Annotated in this window: 19 protein-coding genes and 6 tRNA genes; 6 read left to right on the plus strand and 19 right to left on the minus strand. The window is 50.9% G+C overall.

The window, feature by feature from the left end; translation table 11 throughout:
* Positions 1 to 26 precede the first annotated feature (26 nt).
* From ybeY to miaB, 3 genes are all read right to left on the minus strand, one after another.
* Positions 27 to 506 carry an rRNA maturation RNase YbeY gene (gene ybeY, locus EIP93_RS06940; RefSeq protein WP_039472514.1) on the minus strand — a complete coding sequence of 160 codons (480 nt, stop codon included), beginning with the start codon at positions 504 to 506 and terminating at the stop codon, positions 27 to 29.
* Positions 503 to 1,561 carry a PhoH family protein gene (locus EIP93_RS06945; protein WP_125232469.1) on the minus strand — a complete coding sequence of 353 codons (1,059 nt, stop codon included), beginning with the start codon at positions 1,559 to 1,561 and terminating at the stop codon, positions 503 to 505. The genes ybeY and EIP93_RS06945 overlap by 4 nt, the downstream gene beginning before the upstream one ends.
* 268 nt (positions 1,562 to 1,829) lie before the next feature.
* Positions 1,830 to 3,254 carry a tRNA (N6-isopentenyl adenosine(37)-C2)-methylthiotransferase MiaB gene (miaB, locus tag EIP93_RS06950; RefSeq protein ID WP_103970676.1) on the minus strand — a complete coding sequence of 475 codons (1,425 nt, stop codon included), beginning with the start codon at positions 3,252 to 3,254 and terminating at the stop codon, positions 1,830 to 1,832.
* A 227-nt stretch (positions 3,255 to 3,481) separates the two neighbouring features.
* Between miaB and ubiF the strand changes: the two genes are divergently transcribed.
* Positions 3,482 to 4,648 carry a 3-demethoxyubiquinol 3-hydroxylase gene (gene ubiF / locus EIP93_RS06955; RefSeq protein ID WP_125232470.1) on the plus strand — a complete coding sequence of 389 codons (1,167 nt, stop codon included), beginning with the start codon at positions 3,482 to 3,484 and terminating at the stop codon, positions 4,646 to 4,648.
* 22 nt (positions 4,649 to 4,670) lie between these two features.
* Here ubiF and EIP93_RS06960 read toward each other — a convergent pair whose 3' ends face one another.
* The 11 genes from EIP93_RS06960 to nagB all read right to left on the minus strand — a co-directional run bounded on the left by EIP93_RS06960 (position 4,671) and on the right by nagB (position 11,415).
* Entirely contained in the window at positions 4,671 to 5,285 is a 615-nt protein-coding gene (locus EIP93_RS06960; RefSeq protein ID WP_125232471.1) for a hypothetical protein, read from the minus strand.
* A 134-nt stretch (positions 5,286 to 5,419) separates the two neighbouring features.
* Positions 5,420 to 5,494, minus strand: a tRNA-Gln gene (locus EIP93_RS06965).
* 6 nt (positions 5,495 to 5,500) lie between these two features.
* A tRNA-Met gene (locus EIP93_RS06970) sits at positions 5,501 to 5,577 on the minus strand.
* Between the two features lie 53 nt (positions 5,578 to 5,630).
* Positions 5,631 to 5,705: transfer RNA gene (locus EIP93_RS06975), tRNA-Gln, on the minus strand.
* A gap of 35 nt (positions 5,706 to 5,740) precedes the next feature.
* Positions 5,741 to 5,815 (minus strand) — tRNA-Gln (locus EIP93_RS06980).
* A 56-nt stretch (positions 5,816 to 5,871) separates the two neighbouring features.
* Positions 5,872 to 5,956 (minus strand) — tRNA-Leu (locus tag EIP93_RS06985).
* A 9-nt stretch (positions 5,957 to 5,965) separates the two neighbouring features.
* Positions 5,966 to 6,042 (minus strand) — tRNA-Met (locus tag EIP93_RS06990).
* A 219-nt stretch (positions 6,043 to 6,261) separates the two neighbouring features.
* Positions 6,262 to 7,926 (minus strand): asparagine synthase B, encoded by a 1,665-nt coding sequence (gene asnB, locus EIP93_RS07000; protein ID WP_125232473.1) that lies wholly within the window; start codon positions 7,924 to 7,926, stop codon positions 6,262 to 6,264.
* A 203-nt stretch (positions 7,927 to 8,129) separates the two neighbouring features.
* Complete coding sequence (gene nagC / locus EIP93_RS07005) at positions 8,130 to 9,353, minus strand: DNA-binding transcriptional regulator NagC (RefSeq protein WP_116362256.1); 1,224 nt, start codon at positions 9,351 to 9,353, stop codon at positions 8,130 to 8,132.
* A 97-nt stretch (positions 9,354 to 9,450) separates the two neighbouring features.
* Positions 9,451 to 10,596 carry an N-acetylglucosamine-6-phosphate deacetylase gene (gene nagA, locus EIP93_RS07010; RefSeq protein WP_125233319.1) on the minus strand — a complete coding sequence of 382 codons (1,146 nt, stop codon included), beginning with the start codon at positions 10,594 to 10,596 and terminating at the stop codon, positions 9,451 to 9,453.
* A gap of 18 nt (positions 10,597 to 10,614) precedes the next feature.
* Complete coding sequence (nagB, locus tag EIP93_RS07015; protein WP_125232474.1) at positions 10,615 to 11,415, minus strand: glucosamine-6-phosphate deaminase; 801 nt, start codon at positions 11,413 to 11,415, stop codon at positions 10,615 to 10,617.
* Positions 11,416 to 11,773: 358 nt separating this feature from the next.
* On the opposite strand from nagB, the gene nagE reads away from it, so the two are divergent.
* Complete coding sequence (nagE, locus tag EIP93_RS07020; protein WP_044205652.1) at positions 11,774 to 13,270, plus strand: N-acetylglucosamine-specific PTS transporter subunit IIBC; 1,497 nt, start codon at positions 11,774 to 11,776, stop codon at positions 13,268 to 13,270.
* 190 nt (positions 13,271 to 13,460) lie between these two features.
* Positions 13,461 to 15,119, plus strand: coding sequence for a glutamine--tRNA ligase (glnS, locus tag EIP93_RS07025; RefSeq protein WP_103860217.1), 1,659 nt, complete (start codon positions 13,461 to 13,463; stop codon positions 15,117 to 15,119).
* Positions 15,120 to 15,182: 63 nt separating this feature from the next.
* Here glnS and fur read toward each other — a convergent pair whose 3' ends face one another.
* Both fur and fldA read right to left on the minus strand, forming a co-directional pair.
* Complete coding sequence (gene fur / locus EIP93_RS07030; RefSeq protein WP_010285452.1) at positions 15,183 to 15,632, minus strand: ferric iron uptake transcriptional regulator; 450 nt, start codon at positions 15,630 to 15,632, stop codon at positions 15,183 to 15,185.
* 330 nt (positions 15,633 to 15,962) lie between these two features.
* Positions 15,963 to 16,490: a flavodoxin FldA gene (fldA, locus tag EIP93_RS07035; protein WP_010285453.1), complete on the minus strand. Its 528-nt coding sequence runs from the start codon at positions 16,488 to 16,490 to the stop codon at positions 15,963 to 15,965.
* Positions 16,491 to 17,376: 886 nt separating this feature from the next.
* Here fldA and EIP93_RS07040 point away from each other — a divergent pair.
* Entirely contained in the window at positions 17,377 to 19,044 is a 1,668-nt protein-coding gene (locus EIP93_RS07040; RefSeq protein ID WP_103860218.1) for a methyl-accepting chemotaxis protein, read from the plus strand.
* 132 nt (positions 19,045 to 19,176) lie between these two features.
* On the opposite strand, the gene ybfE is transcribed toward EIP93_RS07040, so the two are convergent.
* Positions 19,177 to 19,458: a LexA regulated protein gene (gene ybfE / locus EIP93_RS07045; RefSeq protein ID WP_010285457.1), complete on the minus strand. Its 282-nt coding sequence runs from the start codon at positions 19,456 to 19,458 to the stop codon at positions 19,177 to 19,179.
* Positions 19,459 to 19,747: 289 nt separating this feature from the next.
* Positions 19,748 to 20,515, minus strand: coding sequence for an esterase (gene ybfF / locus EIP93_RS07050; RefSeq protein WP_107332548.1), 768 nt, complete (start codon positions 20,513 to 20,515; stop codon positions 19,748 to 19,750).
* Positions 20,516 to 20,788: 273 nt separating this feature from the next.
* Between ybfF and seqA the strand changes: the two genes are divergently transcribed.
* Entirely contained in the window at positions 20,789 to 21,325 is a 537-nt protein-coding gene (gene seqA / locus EIP93_RS07055) for a replication initiation negative regulator SeqA (protein WP_103860220.1), read from the plus strand.
* Positions 21,326 to 21,372: 47 nt separating this feature from the next.
* Positions 21,373 to 23,016, plus strand: coding sequence for a phosphoglucomutase (alpha-D-glucose-1,6-bisphosphate-dependent) (gene pgm / locus EIP93_RS07060; RefSeq protein ID WP_107332549.1), 1,644 nt, complete (start codon positions 21,373 to 21,375; stop codon positions 23,014 to 23,016).
* 203 nt (positions 23,017 to 23,219) lie between these two features.
* Here the strand turns inward: pgm and EIP93_RS07065 are convergent, their stop codons facing one another.
* On the minus strand, positions 23,220 to 23,648 hold the full coding sequence (locus EIP93_RS07065) for an EamA family transporter (RefSeq protein WP_039535892.1): 429 nt from the start codon (positions 23,646 to 23,648) through the stop codon (positions 23,220 to 23,222).
* Between the last annotated feature and the right edge of the window lie 70 nt (positions 23,649 to 23,718).

The following is a 23,718-nucleotide window of genomic DNA, read 5'->3' on the forward strand; positions in this document are numbered from 1 at the left end:
TCGGGCTAGACAAAATGTATTTCTATTTATTCGGTGAGGCCATCTTTTTCTGCAAGGTAGGGATCGGCATAACCCATGCCCTGCATAATCTCGGTTTCCAGCGCTTCCATTTCTTCGGCTTCGCTGTCTTCGATATGGTCGTACCCTAGCAGATGCAGGCTACCATGGACAACCATGTGCGCCCAGTGCTCTTCTACGGTTTTTTCCTGCTCGGCGGCTTCACGCTCGACAACCTGGCGGCAGATGATTAAATCGCCAAGCAAAGGAAGCTCGACTTCAGGCGGTGCCTCAAAAGGAAACGACAGCACGTTGGTCGGCTTGTCTTTACCGCGATAGGTGTTATTCAGGTCGCGGCTTTCGGCCTCATCCACGATACGGATGGTGACTTCAGCGACTTCCTGAAACTGCGGCAGAACGCCTTCCAGCCAGCGCTGAAAGTCTTTTTCTTCCGGTAAACCTTGTGCTTGCTCGCTGGCGATTTGTAAATCCAGAATCACCTGACTCATTTTTGCTCCTGATCTGATGCCGTAGCCTGTGCTTCACGCTTACGCTGTTCTGCTAAGGCGTCTTTACGTTTCTGTTCGGCATTTTCCCATGCTTCATAGGCATTCACAATCCGCGCGACCACCGGATGGCGCACCACATCTTCGCTGTGGAAAAAGTTAAAGCTGATCTCTTCCACATCGGCCAGCACTTCTATCGCGTGGCGTAAGCCGGATTTCAGATTCTTCGGCAGGTCGATCTGCGTGACGTCACCGGTAATGACCGCTTTTGAGTTGAACCCGATGCGTGTCAGGAACATTTTCATCTGTTCGATGGTGGTGTTCTGGCTTTCGTCCAGAATGATAAAGGCATCGTTCAGCGTTCGGCCACGCATGTAAGCCAGTGGCGCGACTTCAATCACGTTGCGTTCGATAAGCTTCTCGACGCGCTCAAAGCCCAGCATTTCAAACAGGGCATCATAAAGTGGACGCAAATAAGGATCGACTTTTTGGCTTAGATCGCCAGGCAGGAAACCCAGTTTTTCACCCGCTTCGACTGCCGGGCGCGTTAACAGAATGCGGCGAATATCCTGACGCTCCAACGCATCTACGGCGGCAGCGACAGCTAAATAGGTTTTCCCCGTTCCCGCAGGGCCAACGCCGAACGTGATGTCGTGATCGAGGATGTTGGCGACATACTGCGCCTGATTCGGTGTGCGCGGTTTGATCACGCCGCGTTTGGTACGGATATTGACCACTTTGCCATAGTCAGGAACGTGTTCCGCAGACTGTTCCAGCACGCGAGATTCTTTAATCGCAAGGTGAATTTGCTCAGGATCGATATCACCGATGACGCCACGTATCGGGGCCGTATCGACATACAGACGTTGCAGGATATCGGCGGCAGCTTGCGTCAGCGGGCTTTTTCCGACCAGTTTAAATTGATTATCCCGGCGGTTGATCTCGATGCCTAAGCGGCGTTCTAACTGTTTAATATTGTCATCAAACGGACCGCAAAGGCTGAGCAGGCGTTGGTTATCGGCGGGTTCAAGGGCAATCTCTTTTGTCGTTACGTTCAAATTATTCCTCTTGAGCGTTACTGTGCTGGCTCCATCCTGCCCGCACAAAGTGAACAGTTGTCAGACGGCCTGATGTGTCCGCCCTATGAGTGAATTATTCATCGTGAATGCCCGATGGTGCAAGTCACAATCATGATATTGGGATGCTGCCTCGCAAAAGCAAATGTAAGCAGCATGAAATTGAAACGGATTATTGAATGGATAGCCTGCCATAAAAAATGGGTGGCAAAGCCACCCATCATCATGCTGAGACGGGAATGAACGTCGGTTACGGCTGATAGAACCCGACGCCAATCTCATTCTCTTTACGGGTACGCGCAATCACGGAAGATGGTGATTCATGTACGCGCAGATCCATTTGATCTTCGGTACGTACCACGATGCCGCGCAGCGAGTTGGTATAAACATCAACGATTTCCACATCGACGAATTTACCGATCATATCCGGCGTGCCTTCGAAGTTAACGACGCGGTTATTTTCCGTACGGCCAGACAGCTCCATCACACTCTTACGTGAGGTGCCTTCTACCAGAATACGCTGGATGGTGCCTACCATGAGGCGGCTAAACCGCATTGCCTGCTGAGTGATGCGTTCTTGCAGAAGATACAGACGCTGTTTTTTCTCTTCTTCTGGCACATCATCAACCATATCCGCCGCCGGTGTTCCTGGACGGGCGGAATAGACAAAGCTGTAGCTCATATCGAAATTCACATCGGCAATCAGCTTCATCGTCTGTTCAAAGTCAGCCTGAGTTTCACCAGGGAAACCGACGATAAAGTCAGAGCTAATCAGGATGCCAGGACGCGCGTTGTGCAGCTTACGGATGATGGCTTTGTATTCCAGCGCGGTATGGCGGCGTTTCATCATCGTCAGCACGCGGTCAGAGCCGCTTTGCACCGGTAAATGCAGGAAGCTGACCAGTTCCGGGGTATCTTCATAGACGCTGATAATATCGTCTGTGAACTCAATCGGATGGCTGGTAGTGAAGCGAACACGGTCGATCCCGTCAATAGCGGCAACCAGACGCAGCAGCTCAGCAAAGGAGCAGATTTCACCGTCATAGGTTTCGCCGCGATAAGCGTTGACGTTCTGTCCTAAAAGGTTAACTTCACGCACGCCTTGCGCGGCCAACTGAGCGATTTCAAACAACACATCATCGCACGGGCGGCTGACTTCTTCGCCGCGGGTATAAGGTACAACGCAGAATGTGCAATATTTATTACAGCCTTCCATGATGGAGACGAAGGCCGTCGGCCCATCGGCGCGTGGTTCTGGCAGGCGGTCGAATTTTTCGATTTCAGGGAAACTGATATCCACGATGGGGCTACGCGTGCCCTGAACGTGATTAATCATTTCCGGCAGGCGGTGCAAGGTTTGCGGGCCAAAAATAACGTCAACGTAGTGTGCACGTTCACGAATATGCGCGCCTTCCTGTGAGGCGACACAGCCACCAACACCAATAATCAGGTTCGGATTGAGATCTTTCAGCGTTTTCCAACGGCCAAGTTGATGGAAGACCTTTTCCTGCGCCTTTTCACGGATCGAGCAGGTATTGAGCAGCAGGACATCGGCTTCTTCAGCGATTTCAGTTAGCTCATAGCCGTGCGTACTTCCCAGTAAATCAGCCATCTTTGATGAATCGTACTCATTCATCTGACAGCCCCAGGTTTTAATATGCAGTTTTTTTATCATCGACTTACCATTACTCAGTGCGGATAAGAAAGATTCCCCTCATTTGGGATGGGTATTGTAATCGCTCGCCGACGTTGTGACCAGCGCCGGAAACCACGCTGGTCTGATAACCCCTTACTTTCTATAAAAATGCGGCTTTTCTGAAAAGTTACCTGCAAATCCAGTACACTATTTTCATGCATTTTTACTGGTGTGAATAAACCAGAACCAGAGAGGATAAAGCCAATATGCATTACGATGCGATTGTGGTTGGCGGTGGCATGGTTGGCGCGGCCGCGGCGCTTGGGCTGGCACAGCAAGGATTTCAAGTTGCGGTGATTGAGCAGGAAATGTCGACGCCGTTTGATGCCGCTAGTCCGCCAGATTTACGGATCTCGGCGATTGGCTATGCGTCGGTTGCGCTATTGAAAGAGCTAGGCGCATGGCAGCGAGTGCAGCAGATGCGCAGCGCGCCTTACCGTCGGCTGGAAACCTGGGAATGGGCGAATGCCAGAGTCGTTTTTGATGCTGCCGACATTCACCTGCCTGAACTGGGTTTTATGGTGGAAAACCGGGTGCTGCAACTGGCGCTCTGGGAAAGTTTGCAGGAAGAGGAGCGCTGCCAATGCTATTGCCCAGCTACGCCACAGAGCCTGCAACGCACCGATGATGGCTGGTGTTTACAGCTTGCTGACGGGCAGCAACTGACAGCTTCGCTGGTGATTGGTGCCGATGGCGCGAATTCTCAGGTTCGTCAGTGGGCGGGGATTGGTATCAGCGGCTGGCAGTATCGTCAATCCTGTATGTTGATCGGCGTAGAGACTTCGCAACCCCAGCAGGATGTGACCTGGCAGCAGTTCACGCCAAGCGGCCCGCGTGCGTTTTTACCGCTGTTTGATCAGTGGGGATCGCTGGTGTGGTATGACAGTCCGCAGCGTATTCGTCAGCTTCAGGCGATGCCGCTTGCACGGTTGGATAAAGAAATTGCGGCTGCGTTTCCTGAACGATTGAGCGCGGTTAAGGCGCTTTCTGCGGGATCATTCCCGTTGGTCAGACGTCATGCGCAAACCTATATCAAGCCAGGCTTGGTGCTATTGGGTGATGCCGCGCATACCATCAATCCACTGGCGGGGCAGGGGGTGAATCTGGGATATCGCGACGTTGAGGCGCTGCTGGATGTGTTAATTAATGCGCGTAATGCAGGGGAAGAATGGGCTTCTGAGTGTGTGTTACGCCGCTATCAGTGCCGCCGTATGCCGGATAACCTGATGATGCAAAGCGGGATGGATCTCTTCTATAACGCGTTTAGTAATGCGTTACCACCGCTGAGTTTTGCTCGCAATATGGCGCTGATGGTCGCGCAGCGCGCTGGCGTGTTAAAACAGCGCGCATTGAAATATGCCATTGGCGTCTGATGAATAATGAGGACGCCGCCCGCTACTGCACGGGCTCGGCGGTGAAGATAATATCGGTGTCCTCATTGGTTGTTGCTGTAAAGCGAACCTTTCCTATCTGCCGAACACTTTTGCCTGAGGCTTGGCTATCCTGAAGCAGGCCAAACATCATCTCGGTCAGCTCAGGGCTTTCCAGATTGTTCTCGCCCAATAGCGCAGAAAACGCGGCTGTGACGATTTGCAGATTCTGTCTTGTTGCTTCGGGGGATTCTGACGCGGCGTTGAGTATCACGAGTCCATTAAGCTGTTGGCCTTTACTCTCTACTGACCCAATTAAGCCAACATGCTCGTTAAAAATGTGCTGAAAGTCATCGACGGAGCTTCCCTTTTCCAACTTAACGGTCAATGCGAGAGGGATATTGAGTTTCGTCAGATTGGCATTCATCCGATCAGCGAACGTTTGCGATGACATCTTAAAAGAAGAGACATTGGCGGCATAAGCTGACGTGATGAAGCAAAACAGCAACGCCACGCTGAGTAACAGTGTGGTTAACTGCGGGCGTCTGACAGACCATCGCGATTGACCGATGTTATTCTGCTGTGGCAGCACAACGTGGCTGAAACCATGAGTAACAGAGGATGTAGATAAAACCTTCATGCCCGCCCTTTTAGGAAAATCGAATGATTGGTTTGGATATATTAACACCAGACTATGTTAATACCAGACACAACAAAACGGGGCGACATCTTTCGATTGTCGCCCCGTTTCTTTGCTGTTTTACCAGCTTTATTTGGCTGGGGTACGAGGATTCGAACCTCGGAATGCCGGAATCAGAATCCGGTGCCTTACCGCTTGGCGATACCCCAAAAATATGGTGGCTACGACGGGAATCGAACCTGTGACCCCAGCATTATGAGTGCTGTGCTCTAACCAGCTGAGCTACGTAGCCAAACTTACTACTAATGTTACTTCACTTCAACAAATCTTCTACTATCAAGTAGATGGCTGGGGTACCTGGATTCGAACCAGGGAATGCTGGTATCAAAAACCAGTGCCTTACCGCTTGGCGATACCCCAACAGGACAACGAATTTTTCAGCATATGTTTTGAAATGGCTGGGGTACCTGGATTCGAACCAGGGAATGCCGGTATCAAAAACCGGTGCCTTACCGCTTGGCGATACCCCAATCACTACAAAACACTAACATGCTTCGAAAAGCGATGTCAGACCGAGAAGATGATATGGTGCGGGAGGCGAGACTTGAACTCGCACACCTTGCGGCGCCAGAACCTAAATCTGGTGCGTCTACCAATTTCGCCACTCCCGCAAAAAAAGATGGTGGCTACGACGGGAATCGAACCTGTGACCCCAGCATTATGAGTGCTGTGCTCTAACCAGCTGAGCTACGTAGCCATCTTTTCCGCGTCACCTTCATCGGCGTTGCGGGGCGCATTATGCGTAGTTGGCCTAATTGCGTCAACTAGTTTTTTCCCGAAAAGTGCCCTCAATGTATCGTTTGTTTGGGTTGTGAACAGTATGGTGAGAAAAACGCCAAAAAGCACGCATTCCCAGTCAATTAAGCATACAAAAACGGGCCACGAAAGGCCCGTTGACTGAAGAAATTAAATCGAATTATTTGTAGGCGGACTGGTGTACGCCAACCGCACGGCCTGATGGATCATCCAGTTTCTTGAAAGATTCATCCCACTCAATCGCTTTAGCAGACGAACAGGCGACTGACGGGCCACCCGGTACGCATTCTGCTGCGCTTGGAACCGGGAACAGCTCTTCGAAGATTTCACGGTACAGGTAGCCTTCTTTGGAGCCCGGCGTGTTGTACGGGAAGCGGAAGCGTGCTGTTTCTAACTGTTGATCGGTAACCTGCTGAGCCGCTACTTCTTTCAGCGTATCAATCCAGCTGTAGCCTACGCCGTCAGAGAACTGTTCTTTCTGACGCCATGCAACGCTGTGCGGCAGGTAGGATTCAAAGCACTCGCGCAGGATATGTTTTTCCATCTTGCCGTTGCCGCACATTTTGTCGCGCGGGTTGATGCGCATAGCGACGTCGAGGAAGTTTTTGTCCAGGAACGGTACGCGAGCTTCCACGCCCCAGGCTGACATTGCTTTGTTAGCGCGGGCGCAGTCGTACTGGTGCAGTGCCAGCAGCTTACGTACGGTTTCTTCATGCAGCTCTTTGGCGTTTGGCGCTTTGTGGAAATAGAGGTAGCCGCCGAACACTTCGTCAGAACCTTCACCAGATAGCACCATTTTGATGCCCATCGCTTTGATTTTGCGGGACATCAGGTACATCGGCGTTGAAGCGCGAATCGTGGTGACGTCATAGGTTTCGATGTGATAAATCACGTCGCGAATCGCATCCAGCCCTTCCTGCACGGTGAAGTGAATTTCGTGGTGCACGGTACCTAAATGTTTAGCGACTTCCTGCGCGGCTTTCAAATCCGGTGCACCTTCCAAACCGACGGCGAAAGAGTGCAACTGAGGCCACCAGGCTTCACTGCGCGCGTCATCTTCTACGCGACGTGCCGCATATTTTTTGGTGATCGCAGAGATAACGGAGGAATCCAGGCCGCCAGAGAGCAACACGCCGTAGGGCACGTCAGACATCAGGTGGCTTTTCACGGCTTCTTCCAGCGCATCGTGCAGCGCTTCTTTATCGGTTTCGTTGTCTTTTACTGCATCGTAATCAAACCAGTCACGCTGGTAATACTCGCGAATTTCGCCGTCTTTGCTCCACAGGTAACTGCCAGCCGGGAATTCTTTGATGGTGCGGCAAACCGGCACCAGCGCTTTCATTTCAGAAGCGACGTAGAGGTTGCCGTGCTCATCGTAACCCATATACAGCGGGATGATACCAAGGTGGTCACGGCCAATCAGGTAGGCGTCTTTTTCGCTGTCATACAGGGCAAAGGCGAACATGCCGCGCAGTTCATCCAGGAATTCCGGGCCTTTTTCCTGATACAGCGCCAGAATCACTTCGCAGTCAGAGCCAGTCTGGAACGCGTAACGGTCACCGTATTGCTGACGCAATGCCTGATGGTTATAAATTTCACCGTTAACGGCCAGAATGTGGGTGCGCTCGGCGTTGTAAAGCGGCTGTGCGCCCGTGTTGACGTCAACGATAGACAGGCGTTCGTGAGCCAGAATCGCTTTGTCGCTGGCATAAACGCCAGACCAGTCTGGCCCGCGGTGACGCATCAAACGGGATAATTCCAGCGCTTTCTTACGCAGTTCAACAGGGTCGCTTTTCAGATCAAGCACACCAAAAATAGAACACATACATGACTCCCAGTAATGACAGATTCGAACTCAGTGCTATTGATTTAGCATCAAAGTGCCATAGGAATTCAATATTATTTAATGAAAAAAGCCATCGACATGGTTTTTCGTTAATTTATACGGTTTTTTGGTGTTGATTCGTCAAATTCATAGAAGGGAAAGGCCGGATTTTTAGTGATTACATAATCCGGCCAGAAAGGGAATCAGGCGTTTTCGAGCAATTGCTGTAGCAACACACCGTTTAGCATCGCCCGTTTGACCAACGCGAACGCGCTGATAGCAGAAAGATGGTTGAGGCTGGAGATCTCAATCGGCAGGTTATGACGAAATTCTTTCAACACCTGCGCGTTGATGCAGCGTTGGATCGCAGGAAGCAGCGTTTTTTCTGCTTCGGTGATTTCACCGGCAATCACGACTTTCTGAGGATTGAACAGGTTGATCGCGATGGACAGCGCTTTGCCAAGATTGAGCCCAGCCTGTTCGATAACTTCACGGGCGAGGGCATCACCTCGGTTTGCCGCTTTGCAAATCGTAGAAATCGTACAATTATCGGTAGAAAGCTTGCTGGGGTAGCCCTGACCCAGCAGGTGTCGTACGCGCTGTTCAATGGCGGCGTTGGCGACGACAGTTTCCAGACAGCCAAAATTGCCGCAGTGGCAGCGATCGCCGAGCGGATCGATCTGAATATGACCGATCTCGCCCACGTTGCCGTTACTGCCAAGAAAAATTTGCCCGTTGACGAGAATGCCTGCGCCTGTGCCGCGATGGACGCGTACCAGAATAGAGTCCAGTGAATCGTGGGTGGCACCGAAATAGTGTTCTGCCAGCGCCAGGCTGCGGATATCGTGACCGACAAAGCTGGTAACATTGAATTGGCGTTGCAGATTTTCGACCAGTTGCCAGTTATCCACGCTGATGTGCGGCATATAGCGGACGATGCCCGCAACGGGATCAACCAGCCCCGGCAGCACAACGGAGATCGCAATGAGCTCGCGAATGCGGCGTTGATGGCTGGCAATAAAGCCGCCGATGGCCTGAAAGAGTGCGGCTTCCAGCGACGCCTGCGTTTTTTCTTGCAGTTCGTAGTGCGCTTCTTCCAGCGCTTTTCCCTGTAAATCATACAGCGCAATAGTGGCATCGTAACGGCCAAGGCGTACGGCTATAGTATGGAAAGGGCGGTTTTCGGTGATAATCGAAATGGCGCGTCTGCCACCGGTGGAGGCCTGCTGATCGACTTCTTTGATGAGCCCACGTTCCAGAAGCTGGCGGGTGATTTTGGTGACGCTGGCGGGTGCAAGCTGGCTCTGTTCTGCTATCTGAATGCGTGAGATCGGACCCTGCTGGTCAATCAGGCGATAAACCACTGCACTGTTTAATTGTTTAACCAGATCGACATTCCCTATCTGCGCTTGTCCGCCTGTGGTCATTAAGAAGTTACTCGCTTAGGTTTAACTCAACGTAGGGGTAAACCTTATCGTAATTTACCCCAACGTATTTCCGCGTTACCCCAAGGCGTTTCTCGTTTTATCCCCAAACAGGATTACCGTTAACAAACGTCTTGAGAATGTGATAGTCACGGTCAAAGACGGTCAGGTTGGCCACTTTACCGCTTTCAATACTGCCTAACTGCTTATCCACGCCGATGGCGCGAGCGGGATAGAGCGTTGCCATCCGAATTGCTTCATCTAGCGCGATACCCGCGTGTTCGACGCTATTGCGTACGGCTTCGATCATGGTCAGTGCCGAACCGCTCAGGGTGCCGTGTTCATCGACACAGATACCGTCGCGGTAGTATATGGTTTTACCAGCAAAAATGAACTGGTCAATATCCGCACCGGCCGGTGCCGTGGCGTCGGTCACCAACACCAGTTTATCGCCCTTGATGCGTTTACTGTTGCGAATATTGGCCCAGTCAACGTGTCGTCCATCCGCGATAATACCGCAATAGACTTCCGGAGCGTCGTAAATCGCGCCGACCAGTCCAGGTTCTCGGCCGGTCAGATACGGCATGGCGTTGAACAGGTGGGTAGCGAAACGAATACCGGCGGAAAAACCCTGCTTAGCCTGTTCCCAGGTGGCGTTGGAATGCCCAGCAGAGACGAGAATGCCCGCGGCCGTTAGCTGATGGATAACCGACGGTTCGACTTCTTCCGGTGCCAACGTGATTTTCGTAATGGCATCCGCGTTGGCGCACAGAAAGTCGACCAACTCTTGCGTTGGTTTGCGGATAAAAGCAGGGTCATGCGTGCCTTTCTTTAGCACATTCAGCCACGGACCTTCGAGATGTAGCCCAAGCGCCTGATGCTGATTCTGCGCCAGCCAGTCTCTCATCACGCTGATGCTGTGCTTCATAAATACATCGCTGGAGGTAATCAGCGTAGGCAAAAAACTGGTACAGCCTGAACGCTCGTTTGCCTGCTGCATGATCTCCAATGTCTTGACGGAGATCGTGTCCAGCGAGTCGTTGAACTGCACGCCGCCGCAGCCGTTCAACTGGAGATCGATAAACCCGGGGGAGAGGAATGCACCGCCCAGATCATGTTGTTCAATGCCGGCAGGAAGTTTGGCAAGTGGGCTGATTCGTTCGATCAGCCCATCGGCAATCACGACGGCGTGATTATCCAGAATCTGATGGCCAGTGAAAATCCGGCTATGGGTTAACGCGTACATCATCGACTCCCGCATCGGTTAGAGATTTTTCATACTTTCCGTTTCTAATTCACGGAAGTATTTAACGGTTTTTACCTTCAGTTCCATTGTTGAAGGCTCGTCACAAACCATGATGGCTTTGGCATGAAGTTGCAGGCAACTGATGGTCCACATATGGTTAACATTGCCTTCTACCGCAGCCTGTAGTGCCTGCGCCTTGTTACGACCGGTCACCAGAATCATCACTTCTTCGGCATCCAGCAGCGTACCGACACCCACGGTCAGGGCAAATTTAGGCACCAGACTGACGTCCCCGCCGAAGAAACGGGAATTGGCGATACGGGTTTCTTCTGTCAACGTTTTGATGCGGGTGCGGGAGGCCAGAGAGGAGGCGGGTTCATTGAAGGCGATATGTCCATCATTGCCCACGCCGCCCATGAAAAGATGAATTTTCCCGTAGGACTTTATTTTCTCTTCATAGCGGCGACATTCTGCTGTGGTGTCTTCTGCGTTGCCGTTTAACAGGTTAATGTTTTCACGCGGAATATCAACGTGATTGAAAAAATTCTGATGCATGAAGGTATGATAGCTTTCAGGGTGATCGGTCGGCAGACCGACATATTCATCCATATTGAAGGTGATGACGTGTTTGAAGCTCACCAGTCCCGCCTTGTGCATGGTGACCAGCGATTTGTAGGCCTCCAGCGGCGAACTGCCTGTCGGCAACCCCAGAATAAAAGGGCGATCTGCACTGGGCTTGAAAGCGTTAATTCTCTCAACGATGTGGCGGGCGGCCCATTTTCCGACGTCGGCGGCAGTGGTTAAAGGAATGAGTCTCATCAGCGCTCTCCTGATTTTTAGTGGAATTAAATACGTTATTGCGCAAATCGCGCCAGTTGCGCGTTTTGTCTATGCATTAAAATTAGTCTACTCCGTTTTTTTTAATCTTGAAATAAGTTGGGGTTTTATTCAGGTATAAACTTTTTGTATGCAGTTTTTTGGTGATTTTTATCACATAATTACGGGGTTTAATTTGTGTAGCGAATTATTTTTCTTACACTCCCCCTAAGAACCACCGCTGCCACATTTTTTCGACAATGGCGTTTTTCGACAGCGACGTTCTTCGGCAGTGAAATTTATTGGCAGGTTTGTTTGCCCCACAACATTTCATTACCTCACAAAGGTAAGAGAGGGAAAAGTGAGTACTCTGAGCTATTTACAAAAAGTCGGTCGGGCATTGATGGTGCCTGTCGCGACGCTGCCTGCTGCCGCTATCCTCATGGGGATAGGTTACTGGATTGATCCGGTTGGTTGGGGAAGCGAGAATGCGTTGGCGGCACTCCTCATCAAATCGGGTGAGGCGATTATCGGGCACATGGCCGTGCTGTTTGCCGTTGGTGTCGCGTACGGTATGTCTAAAGATAAAGATGGTGCGGCGGCATTAACCGGTTTTGTCGGTTATCTGGTGCTGACCACGCTGTGTTCGCCAGCCGTTGTTGCCATGATCCAACGGATCCCTGTTGAACAGGTACCTGCTGCGTTTGGCAAGATTGAAAACCAGTTTATCGGGATTCTGGTCGGTGTCATGTCCGCCGAGCTGTATAACCGCTTCAGTCAGGTTGAGTTGCCCAAGGCGCTGTCTTTCTTCAGCGGACGCCGCCTGGTGCCGATTCTGGTTTCTTTCCTGATGATTCTGATCGCGTTCATTTTAATGTACGTCTGGCCGGTGATTTACAATGCGCTGGTATCGTTCGGCGAATACATTCAGCAGTTGGGTTCGGTTGGCGCTGGGGTTTATGCCTTCTTTAACCGCTTGCTGATTCCTGTTGGATTGCACCATGCGCTGAATTCTGTGTTCTGGTTTGATGTCGCGGGTATCAACGATATTCCTAACTTCCTTGCTGGCCAACAGTCTATCGACTCTGGCAAAGCTGTCGTGGGGATCACCGGACGTTATCAGGCAGGCTTCTTCCCGATTATGATGTTCGGCCTGCCGGGAGCCGCGTTGGCGATTTATCACTGTGCGCGCCCTGAGAACAAAAGCAAAGTGGCCGGGATTATGCTGGCGGCGGCATTTGCCTCCTTCTTTACCGGGATCACCGAACCGCTGGAATTCTCCTTCATGTTTGTCGCGCCAGTGCTGTATTTCCTGCATGCGCTGCTGACCGGTTTTTCCGTCTTTATCGCGGCCAGCATGCATTGGATTGCCGGTTTTGGTTTCAGTGCGGGTCTGGTCGATATGGTGCTGTCCTCACGTAACCCGTTGGCTACCCAGTGGTACATGCTGCTTGCTCAGGGGCTGGTATTCTTCGTCATTTACTATGTGGTGTTCCGCTTTACCATTACTCGCTTCAATCTGTTAACGCCGGGGCGTGAACTGGCTGTGAGCGGTAGTGAAGCCGATGGCTATGACGTGAGTACGGCATCGGCGGGCGAGAAATCAAGCGATGCAGCGGTGTTGGCGCGGGGCTATTTGCAGGCTCTGGGTGGAAAAGCCAATCTGACGGGTATTGATGCCTGTATCACACGTCTGCGTTTGAACGTTGCTGACTCTTCTCTGGTTGATGATGTACAGGCAAAACGTCTTGGTGCGGCGGGCGTTATTCGTCTGAATAAGCAGAGTGTACAGATTGTGGTAGGCACACAGGCTGAATCGATAGCGACCGCGCTGAAAGCCGAGTATGACAAGATATAGTACGACAAGGCGTAATATGACGGCGTTACTTGTTTAACGCGATGTTATGTCGATGAAAGCGGTGGGGCGAGATAGCAATCTCGCCCTTTTTTTTCGTTATGAATAATTAAATGAAACTAACGGTTGTTTCCCAGCGTAGCTTGTTGGATCATTGTTGGTTATACGTCGTTTTAGCATTGAGGAATGAAGAATGAGTGAGGCTGAAGCCCGCCCAACCAACTTTATCCGTCAGATTATCGATGAAGATCTGGCGTCCGGTAAGCATGACCATATTCAGACGCGTTTCCCGCCAGAGCCGAACGGCTATCTGCATATTGGGCATGCAAAATCTATTTGCCTGAATTTTGGTATCGCGCGTGACTATCAGGGGCAATGCAACCTGCGTTTTGACGACACCAACCCGGTAAAAGAAGATATCGAATACGTTGAGTCGATCAAACGTGACGTCGAGTGGCTGGGCTTTTCATGGAGCGGCGATGTTCGCTATTCTTCTGATTATTTCGATCAACTGCACGCTTATGCGGTTGAGCTGATCGGTAAAGGGCTGGCTTACGTTGATGAACTGACGCCCGAGCAGATCCGTGAATACCGCGGTACGCTGACGGCACCGGGCAAAAACAGCCCTTACCGCGATCGTACCGTGCAGGAAAACCTGGCGCTGTTTGAAAAAATGCGTAACGGCGGATTTGCGGAAGGTACAGCCTGTCTGCGTGCAAAAATCGATATGGCATCGTCCTTTATCGTGATGCGCGATCCGGTGTTGTATCGTATTAAATTTGCCGATCATCACCAGACGGGCAACAAGTGGTGCATCTATCCGATGTATGACTTCACCCACTGCATTTCCGATGCGTTGGAAGGGATCACGCATTCGCTGTGTACGCTGGAATTCCAGGACAACCGCCGTCTGTACGACTGGGTGCTGGATAACATCACCATTCCTTGTCACCCGCGTCAGTACGAGTTCTCCCGCCTTAATCTCGAATACGCGATTATGTCCAAGCGTAAGCTGAATCAGCTGGTTGTGGAAAACGTCGTTGAAGGATGGGACGATCCACGTATGCCGACCATCTCTGGTCTGCGACGTCGTGGTTACAGCGCGTCATCTATCCGTGAGTTCTGCGTACGCATTGGCGTAACGAAGCAGGATAACAACGTGGAAATGGCTGCGCTTGAGTCCTGTATCCGTGACGATCTGAATGAGAATGCTCCGCGTGCAATGGCAGTGTTGGATCCGGTCAAAGTCGTGATCGAGAATTTGCCCGCCGAGCATGAAGAGTTTGTCGCGATGCCAAACCATCCGAACAAGCCGGAAATGGGCTCACGTCAGGTCGCATTTAGCCGCGAAGTTTACATCGATCGCGCTGACTTCCGTGAAGAAGCCAACAAACAATACAAGCGTCTGGTGCTGGGTAAAGAAGTGCGTCTGCGTAATGCCTATGTGATCAAAGCAGAGCGCATTGAGAAAGACGAGCAGGGCACCATCACCACGATTTACTGTAGCTATGATGCGGAAACGCTGAGCAAAGATCCGGCTGACGGCCGTAAAGTGAAAGGCGTTATTCACTGGGTTTCTGCGGCACACGCGGTACCAGCAGAATTCCGCTTGTACGATCGCCTGTTCAGTGTGGCCAATCCGGGGGCGGCGGACGACTTCCTGTCGACGATTAATCCAGACTCACTGAAAATTACGCAAGGTTTTGTGGAAGCGAGTCTGGCGCAGGCGGAAGTAGAGAAAGCGTATCAGTTTGAGCGTGAAGGCTATTTCTGTGCTGACCGTGTTTACTCCAGTGCAGAACATCTGGTGTTTAACCGTACGGTTGGATTACGAGATACCTGGGTAGGCTAAAGCCACCGGTAAGAAGAAAAAAATAAAACCGCCTAGGCGGTTTTATTTTTTTATGCGGTCGATTTATCGTGTGGAATCGTGCAGGGTTTCATCCTCTCGGCAATCCCCTTCACTGCAATGCCCATAGAGATACAGACTGTGGTTGGACAGTTTGATGCCGTGTCTTTCTGCGATCTCGCGCTGACGTGCTTCGATATATTCATCGCGGAATTCAATGACTTTGCCACAGTCGAGGCAAATTAAGTGATCGTGATGATGCTGCTGCGTCAACTCAAAGACGGATTTGCCACCTTCGAAGTTATGACGGGTTACGATACCCGCATCATCAAACTGGTTGAGTACGCGATAGACGGTAGCAAGACCAATCTCTTCGCCCATATCAATCAGTTTCTTATATAAATCTTCCGCACTGACGTGATGGCAGACAGGGTCCTGTAACACTTCCAGTATTTTCAGTCTTGGAAGAGTGACTTTCAGGCCGGCCTTCTTTAATGCGGTATTGTTGTCAGTCATGCGGGTTTAATCCTGTTGCTTACTTATCAATGGAGGCTGCCTAGCCTATGACATCGGTCGGCTCAAAAAATGCAAAAGCGTCTCAATTATAGAACCGCGCATACAAAATGAAAACAAGCGAATGTTAACAATATTGTCCCCATTCACACTATTGGTATACAACGCAATTAGTTGTTGATGAATGAGGAAATGATGATGCACATACAAAGCCGATGGGATTATTGTACAGGTTTACTGATAGAAGTTAAAAAAATGTATCAATTATTATGAAAGGTTTTACCTATCAATGCTAATTTGAGCTCTGATAGGGATTATCAGAGCTCAAATGGCTTAGCCAACCAGTTCTTTCAGGTTCAGCTCATCGCTGATCTGTTTCACCCATGTTGTTACGCGTTCGCTGGTCAGTTCAGGCTGACGGTCTTCATCGATAGCCAGGCCGATGAAGTGATTGTCGTCGGCGAGTCCTTTAGAGGCTTCAAAGTAATAGCCCTCTGTTGGCCAGTGGCCGACAATCGTCGCGCCGCGAGGCTCAATAATGTCACGGATGGTGCCCATGGCATCACAGAAGTATTCTGCATAGTCTTCTTGATCGCCGCAGCCAAACAGGGCAACCAATTTTCCTGTGAAATCCACTTCTTCCAACGACGGGAAGAAGTCATCCCAATCGCACTGAGCTTCACCGTAATACCAGGTTGGAATACCCAGCAGCAGAATATCGAAACCTTCGAGGTCTTCTTTGCTGCTTTTGGCGATGTCATGAACATCAGCAACGTTGGTGCCTAACTGCTGTTGAATCGTTTTGGCGATGTTTTCAGTGTTGCCAGTATCACTGCCAAAGAATATTCCGATGAGTGCCATGAATTGAATAACCTCTTGATTCCTAATGGTATGGTGTAATATTTCACCCACTTATCTGTTAATAATAACAGACACTCACATCGGGAGAAACTCGTATCGGTAAGGATGCGTAAATCAAGAGCGTATGAAATGCGAAGGTAAGTAAGAAAATGAAAGCATCCCTGCTGATGCTAAATTCCCTATAATGAATAGGGATTATGTTATCGTCTGAGATTGCACGCACATTTCCTTAATATCGTCGCGGCTATTTATTTATAACGCTGTTTCATTTTTTATGAATTCACTTTTTATTTTATAGTTTGTTTCGATTGTAATTAAAAGCAGGCTTCTGTTTGTGAAGAATAAAAATCACGGAGCGGTACATTGCTATTCGTGGGAATTAAAATGCGTACAAAAAATAATGTTTTTATAGAATTGAAAGTCTGTAACATTTCGCGGGAATATTCTTAATAAATGAAAATAAGAATTATAACCATTTGCAGCTGAAACGATGCAAGTGCGTAAGAGATGATTTTATTCTTTTGATGTTAAAGAATAAAATGAAACTTCATCCAAATTGCCTTTCCGCCTAATAGCCTATCCATGTCAACGCACGCAGGACGTGGGCGGGCGGGGCATTTGCTTGCAACACTATGATTAAAGGACTTATATCTATAAAGATAGGTGAGTTTATTCTCAGTATGAAAAATTATATTAAGAAATATAGCGAGAACGCTAAACATTCTCTGTATTTAGCCGATGAGTTAGCGTGGTTTTTGAGTTTTCAACTCGGTGAAATGTGAACGCTAGGGAGAAGTGACTTGTTTCATGGTGTGAATTTTCTGATTCATATCGGTTGATTAGCGATAAAAATCTTTTTAACCATTTTCCTGATTTGGAGTTAGCTATGAAACTTATAAAAAATATTGCCATCAGAACCGCTATGCTGTGGGTGTTGGGCATTTTTTGTGTTCTTTGGGGTGGCGTATCGATATATACCATGTTCTCTTTTAAAGAGATGACGGCGACCTCGAAAACCAGCACCTTGCTGGTTCAGAACATGAATTTTATCAACCAGGGCAACGATCAATATTTCCGTATGGTAACCCGTCTGGCGCGTGCAGTTGACGCTCGTCGCAGCGGTGATAATGCCACCGCAGATAAAGAGCAGGCTTCTGCACTTGTCGCGCTGGATAAACTGAAATCTGATTTGGTGGCGTTTAATGCTATCGATCATGCGGGTCTGGATGCTGCGCTGGTACAGGCCGTCAGCCGTGACTGGAATAACTTAGTTGTTCAGGGCGTTGAACCGCTTTATCAGAAGGCCGTTGCCAATGCGTTGGATGACTATCAAAATCAGGCCAAAAGCGTTGTGCCGCCATTGAGCCGTCAGTTTGGTGCCTCTCTTTCCGCATTCAGTAACGCCAGCGCGGAAAAATTCGATGCGGCGGGTGTCCGTTTCGAACAAATCACCACGATTGGACAGAACATTTTGCTGAGCGGATTGGTTATCGGCCTGATCATGCTGTTCCTGACCGACCGCTATCTGGTGGTGTGTCTGGTTCGTCCGTTAAACGATCTGCGCTATCACTTTAGCGTGATTGCTTCCGGCCACCTGGGCAAGCCGATTCTGGACTTCGGTAATAACTGCGTGGGTCGTCTGTTCCCACTGCTGCGTGAAATGCAGGGGAGTTTGGCTAGCACGGTTAGCACGATCAGAAACAGCACGGATTCCATCTATCAGGGCGCTTCTGAAATTGCCGCAGGCAACAACGATCTGTCTTCACGTACCGAAGAACAGGCTTCTGCGCTGGAAGAAACCGCAGCGAGCATGGAGCAACTGACGGCGACGGTGAAACAGAACGCCGAAAACGCCAACCACGCCAGCCAACTGGCATTGCAAGCCTCGACAACGGCGAAGAAGGGCGGCGAAATCGTTGAAAACGTGGTGAAAACCATGGCGGAAATCTCCGGCAGCTCGAGAAAAATCGCAGAGATCACCACCGTGATTAACGGTATTGCGTTCCAGACTAACATTCTGGCGCTGAACGCGGCGGTAGAAGCGGCACGTGCGGGCGAACAAGGCCGTGGGTTTGCCGTAGTGGCGGGAGAAGTACGTAGTCTGGCGCAGCGTAGTGCACAGGCGGCGAAAGAGATTGAAGGACTGATTTCTGAGTCTGTTCGCTGTGTGGATACCGGTTCCAATCTGGTTAGCGACGCGGGTGACACCATGCAGGATATCGTCCGTGCGGTGACTAACGTGACGGATATCATGGGTGAAATTGCCTCTGCTTCGGAAGAACAAAGCAAAGGAATTGCACAGGTGGGTCAGGCCGTGGCGGAAATGGACAGCGTAACGCAGCAAAACGCCGCGTTGGTTGAACAGGCCTCGTCAGCGGCCTTGTCACTGGAAGAGCAGGCGGCGTTGTTGAACCAGACTGTATCGCTGTTCCAACTGTCCGATACGCAGTCAGGACTGCAAGTGACGGCAAAACCGGTGCAGAAAACGCCAGTGATTGCCCCGCGTGCCGGCAAAGCGCTACCACCCAGTAACGACAATTGGGAAAAATTCTAAGCGTCGTTTTAGCCTGAGATAGCGTGTTTAATCTTGGGGGAACGTTCAGGCGGCGTCAGAAATGGCGCCGCACAAGATGTGAATGCTTAAGTTATGTGAGTACTACGTTATATAAATATCAGGTTACGCCAATCAGGACTGCTGTTCGGCCAACTGCGCCAGCAGCATCTCTTCAATCAATTCACTGCGGCTAATGTTCCGCTCTTCAGCAAGGCTGTTCAGGATATCGACGGCGTCGCTGTTAATCTTCAATTCAACACGGCGCAACCCACGAACTTTATCGCGACGTAGTTGATTACGCTTGTTAATTCTTAGTTGTTCGTCACGCGTGAGCGGGTTGGTCTTGGGGCGGCCCGGACGACGCTCGTCTGCGAACAGATCCAGTGTGGTGCGATCCGTTTGTTCTTTTGCCATAAGTAATATACTGCAAGGTATTCGGACCAAAATACACGGCGCTGTCCGTCTTGTTCTACAGATAAAATCGATGCCTATTCTCATCCTGCTAGAGGATTGTCAGGTGGCGGTTTTCTATCTGTGAAACATGTTGGGAAGTTATGCGTGCATTTTGATGAAGTGGTTACAATGCTTGTGGCTGAATCAGCCGTCCCTCTACTGCGGGCGCCATCATACCCTAGCCTGACTGGCGGCGACAACGGTTAACTGCCGCCGTTATCATGAATCCGCCAGTGTCAGTGTCGTCTGGTTAATTCGTGTCCAGAAAACGGTGGATAGCGCGCAAAACCGCATCGGGTTTTTCTGAGTGAACCCAGTGACCTGCGCCGCTGATCACATGCGCACGTGCCGCCGGGAACTGGCGAAGCAGTGAATCGCGGTAGCCATCGTCCAGATAGGGAGAATCGCCGCCGCGAATGAACAGGATTGGCCCTTGCCAAGCCGGAACCTCTTGCCAGCCGACGATGTTTTCGTACTGATCCCACAAAACAGGTACGTTAAAACGCCACTCTCCCTGCTGGAAGGATTTCAGCAAAAACTGAATCACGCCGTCTTCTTTTATATGCTGGCGCATGAGTGTTGTCGCTTCCGCGCGTGATGTCACGCCCGCTTCCGTTACAGCACGTAGTGCGGCAAAGATAGTGTCGTGGCGGCGCACCTGATAATCCACCGGCGCGATATCAATGGTGACCAACTTGTCCAGCCGTTCGGGAATGAGCGCGCTGAGCGCCATGGCGACTTTTCCGCCCATCGAATGCCCAATAACGATAGCGCGTTCGATGTTCAGTTCATCCAGTAATGCCAGCACATCCTGTGCCATCGCGGTGTAGTTCATTTGCGATGAACGTGGCGACAAACCGTGATTGCGTAAATCGATTTGCAGAATGTCATGCGTGTTTTGCAAATCCCGGCCCAATACGCCAAGGTTATCTAATGTGCCAAACAGGCCATGAATCAGGACGACAGGGAGCTTATCTGTGGGCTGGTGCGCATTTTGCCAGCGATGATTCAATTTCATGGTGAAGTTCATTCAGAGAGACATGGGCTTAGGGTATCATGACTTTAGAATCAATGTTGTCGCTGAAGGAACAGTATAGCCACTTGAAGAGATGTGAAAGGCATTGGGGCATAGTCTGACTTTTGGTATTGTCCCACTATGCCGCTGTTCGATAATGTTTGAACGCCTGTATAATCCTTTTGATTTGAGTCATCTACCCATAGATGTCGGGTTACAGAAGGGGAACGTCTCTGTAATTTGCATGATAATGGGTAAAAACAGCACTGGATAAAGATGAAAACTATTGAAGTCGACGAAGAGCTTTATCGTTATATTGCCAGCCACACACAGCATATTGGTGAGAGCGCATCAGATATTTTACGGCGCATGCTGAAATTTACCGCTGGGCAGCCTGTCGCAACGCCTGCGGTAGAGGCGACGGCAACGGCGATGTCTCAACCTGCCGCTGCGCCGAGCCCGCGCGATCGGGTACGAACCTTGCGTGAGCTGCTGCTGTCGGATGAATACGCTGAACAGAATAAAGCCATCAATCGCTTTATGCTGGTTCTGTCCACGCTGTATACCTTATCGCCGCAGGAATTTGCTGTCGCGACAGAATCCCTTCATGGCCGCACCCGAGTCTATTTCGCGGGCGACCAGCAAACGTTGCTTCAGCATGGCACACACACCAAGCCCAAACATATTCCGGGCACGCCATACTGGGTGATTACCAACACGAATACCGGTCGTAAACGCAGCATGGTTGAGCACATCATGCTGACGATGCAGTTCCCAGCGGAACTGACAGAAAAAGTGTGCGGAACCATCTAATTATTTATTAACTACTTATCTAACTACAGCGTTAGGGAGAAGCCCCAATGGCTAATCACCCAAGGGCCGGACAGCCTGCCCAGCAGAGCGATTTGATTAATGTGGCACAGTTAACGTCACAATATTATGTGCTGCGCCCGGAAGTCGGCAACACAGCGCACGCGGTGAAATTCGGTACGTCTGGCCATCGCGGTAGCGCGGGGCGCCATAGCTTTAATGAACCGCACATTCTGGCAATTGCGCAGGCGATTGCTGAAGAGCGTAAAAAGCAAGGCATCAGCGGCCCGTGCTATGTCGGTAAAGATACTCACGCACTCTCCGAGCCGGCGTTTATCTCCGTGCTGGAAGTGCTGGCTGCCAACGGCGTGGATGTGATCGTTCAGTTGGATAATGGCTTTACCCCAACGCCTGCGGTGTCTAACGCGATTCTGGTTCACAATCGTCAGGGCGGTGCGCTGGCGGACGGCATTGTAATTACGCCGTCCCACAACCCGCCGGAAGATGGTGGCATTAAATATAATCCGCCGAACGGTGGCCCGGCAGATACCAACCTCACTAGCGTCATTGAGACGCGCGCGAATGCGCTGCTGGCGGATGAACTGCGTGACGTGAAACGTATTACGCTGGATCAGGCGTTGAAAAGCGGACACATCCATGAACAGGATTTGGTTCAGGCGTATGTAGAAGGGCTGGCTAGCGTGGTGGACATGGCGGCGATTCAACGCGCGGGTCTGAAGCTGGGCGTCGACCCGCTGGGTGGTTCCGGCATTGCCTACTGGCAGCGTATCGCAGAGCACTACAAGCTGGATTTGACGCTGGTTAACGATGCTGTCGATCAGACATTCCGCTTTATGTCGCTGGATCACGACGGTGTAATCCGTATGGACTGCTCGTCAGAATTCGCGATGGCTGGGCTGCTGGCGCTGCGTGACAAATTCGATCTGGCGTTTGCTAACGATCCTGACTATGACCGCCACGGTATTGTTACCCCGACAGGGCTGATGAACCCGAACCACTATCTGGCAGTGGCAATCAACTACCTGTTCCAGCATCGTCCACAGTGGGGGCAGTCTGTTGCCGTCGGCAAAACGCTGGTATCCAGCGCAATGATCGACCGTGTGGTCGCTGATTTGGGCCGTAAGCTGGTAGAAGTACCGGTTGGCTTCAAATGGTTCGTTGACGGTCTGTATGACGGCAGCTTTGGCTTCGGTGGGGAAGAAAGTGCGGGGGCGTCTTTCCTGCGTTTCGATGGCACGCCGTGGTCGACGGACAAAGACGGCATCATTCTGTGTCTGCTGGCGGCGGAAATTACGGCCGTGACGGGTAAAAACCCGCAGCAGCACTATGATGAGCTGGCGCAGCGCTTTGGCGCACCGAGCTACAACCGTATTCAGGCTTCTGCGACACATGCACAAAAAGCTGCGCTGTCTAAGTTATCTCCTGAGCAGGTCTCGGCCAGCACGCTGGCGGGCGATCCGATTACCGCACGCCTGACCGCCGCGCCGGGGAACGGGGCATCGATTGGTGGCCTGAAAGTGATGACGGAGAACGGCTGGTTTGCCGCGCGTCCTTCTGGTACGGAAGAAGCCTACAAGATCTACTGTGAAAGTTTCCTCGGGGTGGAACACCGCGAGCGTATCGAGAAAGAAGCGGTAGAGATTGTTAGCGCGGTTCTCGCAACGGCTAAATAAGTGGAAAGGCGCGGTTTGGCAGCGCCTAAGACTATTAATCAACCGATTTACAGAACCAAAACGGTGGTAACGGAATAGAAGAGTAAAGCGTTTGCGCCAGGGATGGCGCAATCCGAGCGCACAGGGAGGTGTTTACAGCGTCTTTACGATCTATCCGTTACCACCGCTCAGCGACGTTTGTCAGCAACTTCCGCAGAACGCCGTTATCCCAAGGCAACCAGCAACGCTCCCACAGAAATCAGCGCAACGCCAGCTCCTGCCATCAGCGAAATTTTTTCTCCCAGCAGTATGACCGCGAGCACGACGGCGAAGACCACGCTGAGTTTATCGATCGGCGCGACCTGTGCGACGTTACCGTTCTTCAATGCGACAAAATAAAATAGCCACGACAGCGCACCCGCGACACCACTGAGTACAATGAACAACAGCGCTTTCTTGTTAGCAATAACCTCACCGACCAGCGCCAGCTTACCTTGCGCGACCACCACGCCCACCAGAAAAAGTGCCATGATGACGGCACGAATCGCAGTCGCCGTATTGGCGTCCAAATTCTGCAAACCAATCTTGCCAAATATCGCGACCATCGCGGCACATACAGCAGACAGCAAAGCGTAAATTAACCAACTACTCATGACGACGTATTCCTGAAGAAAAGACAAGCGCGTGCAGCGGGAGGGATTCTCCACGGACGTCGCCTGATAC

The sequence above is a fragment of the Pectobacterium versatile genome (assembly GCF_003932035.1).
GTDB classification, from domain to species: Bacteria; Pseudomonadota; Gammaproteobacteria; order Enterobacterales; family Enterobacteriaceae; genus Pectobacterium; species Pectobacterium versatile.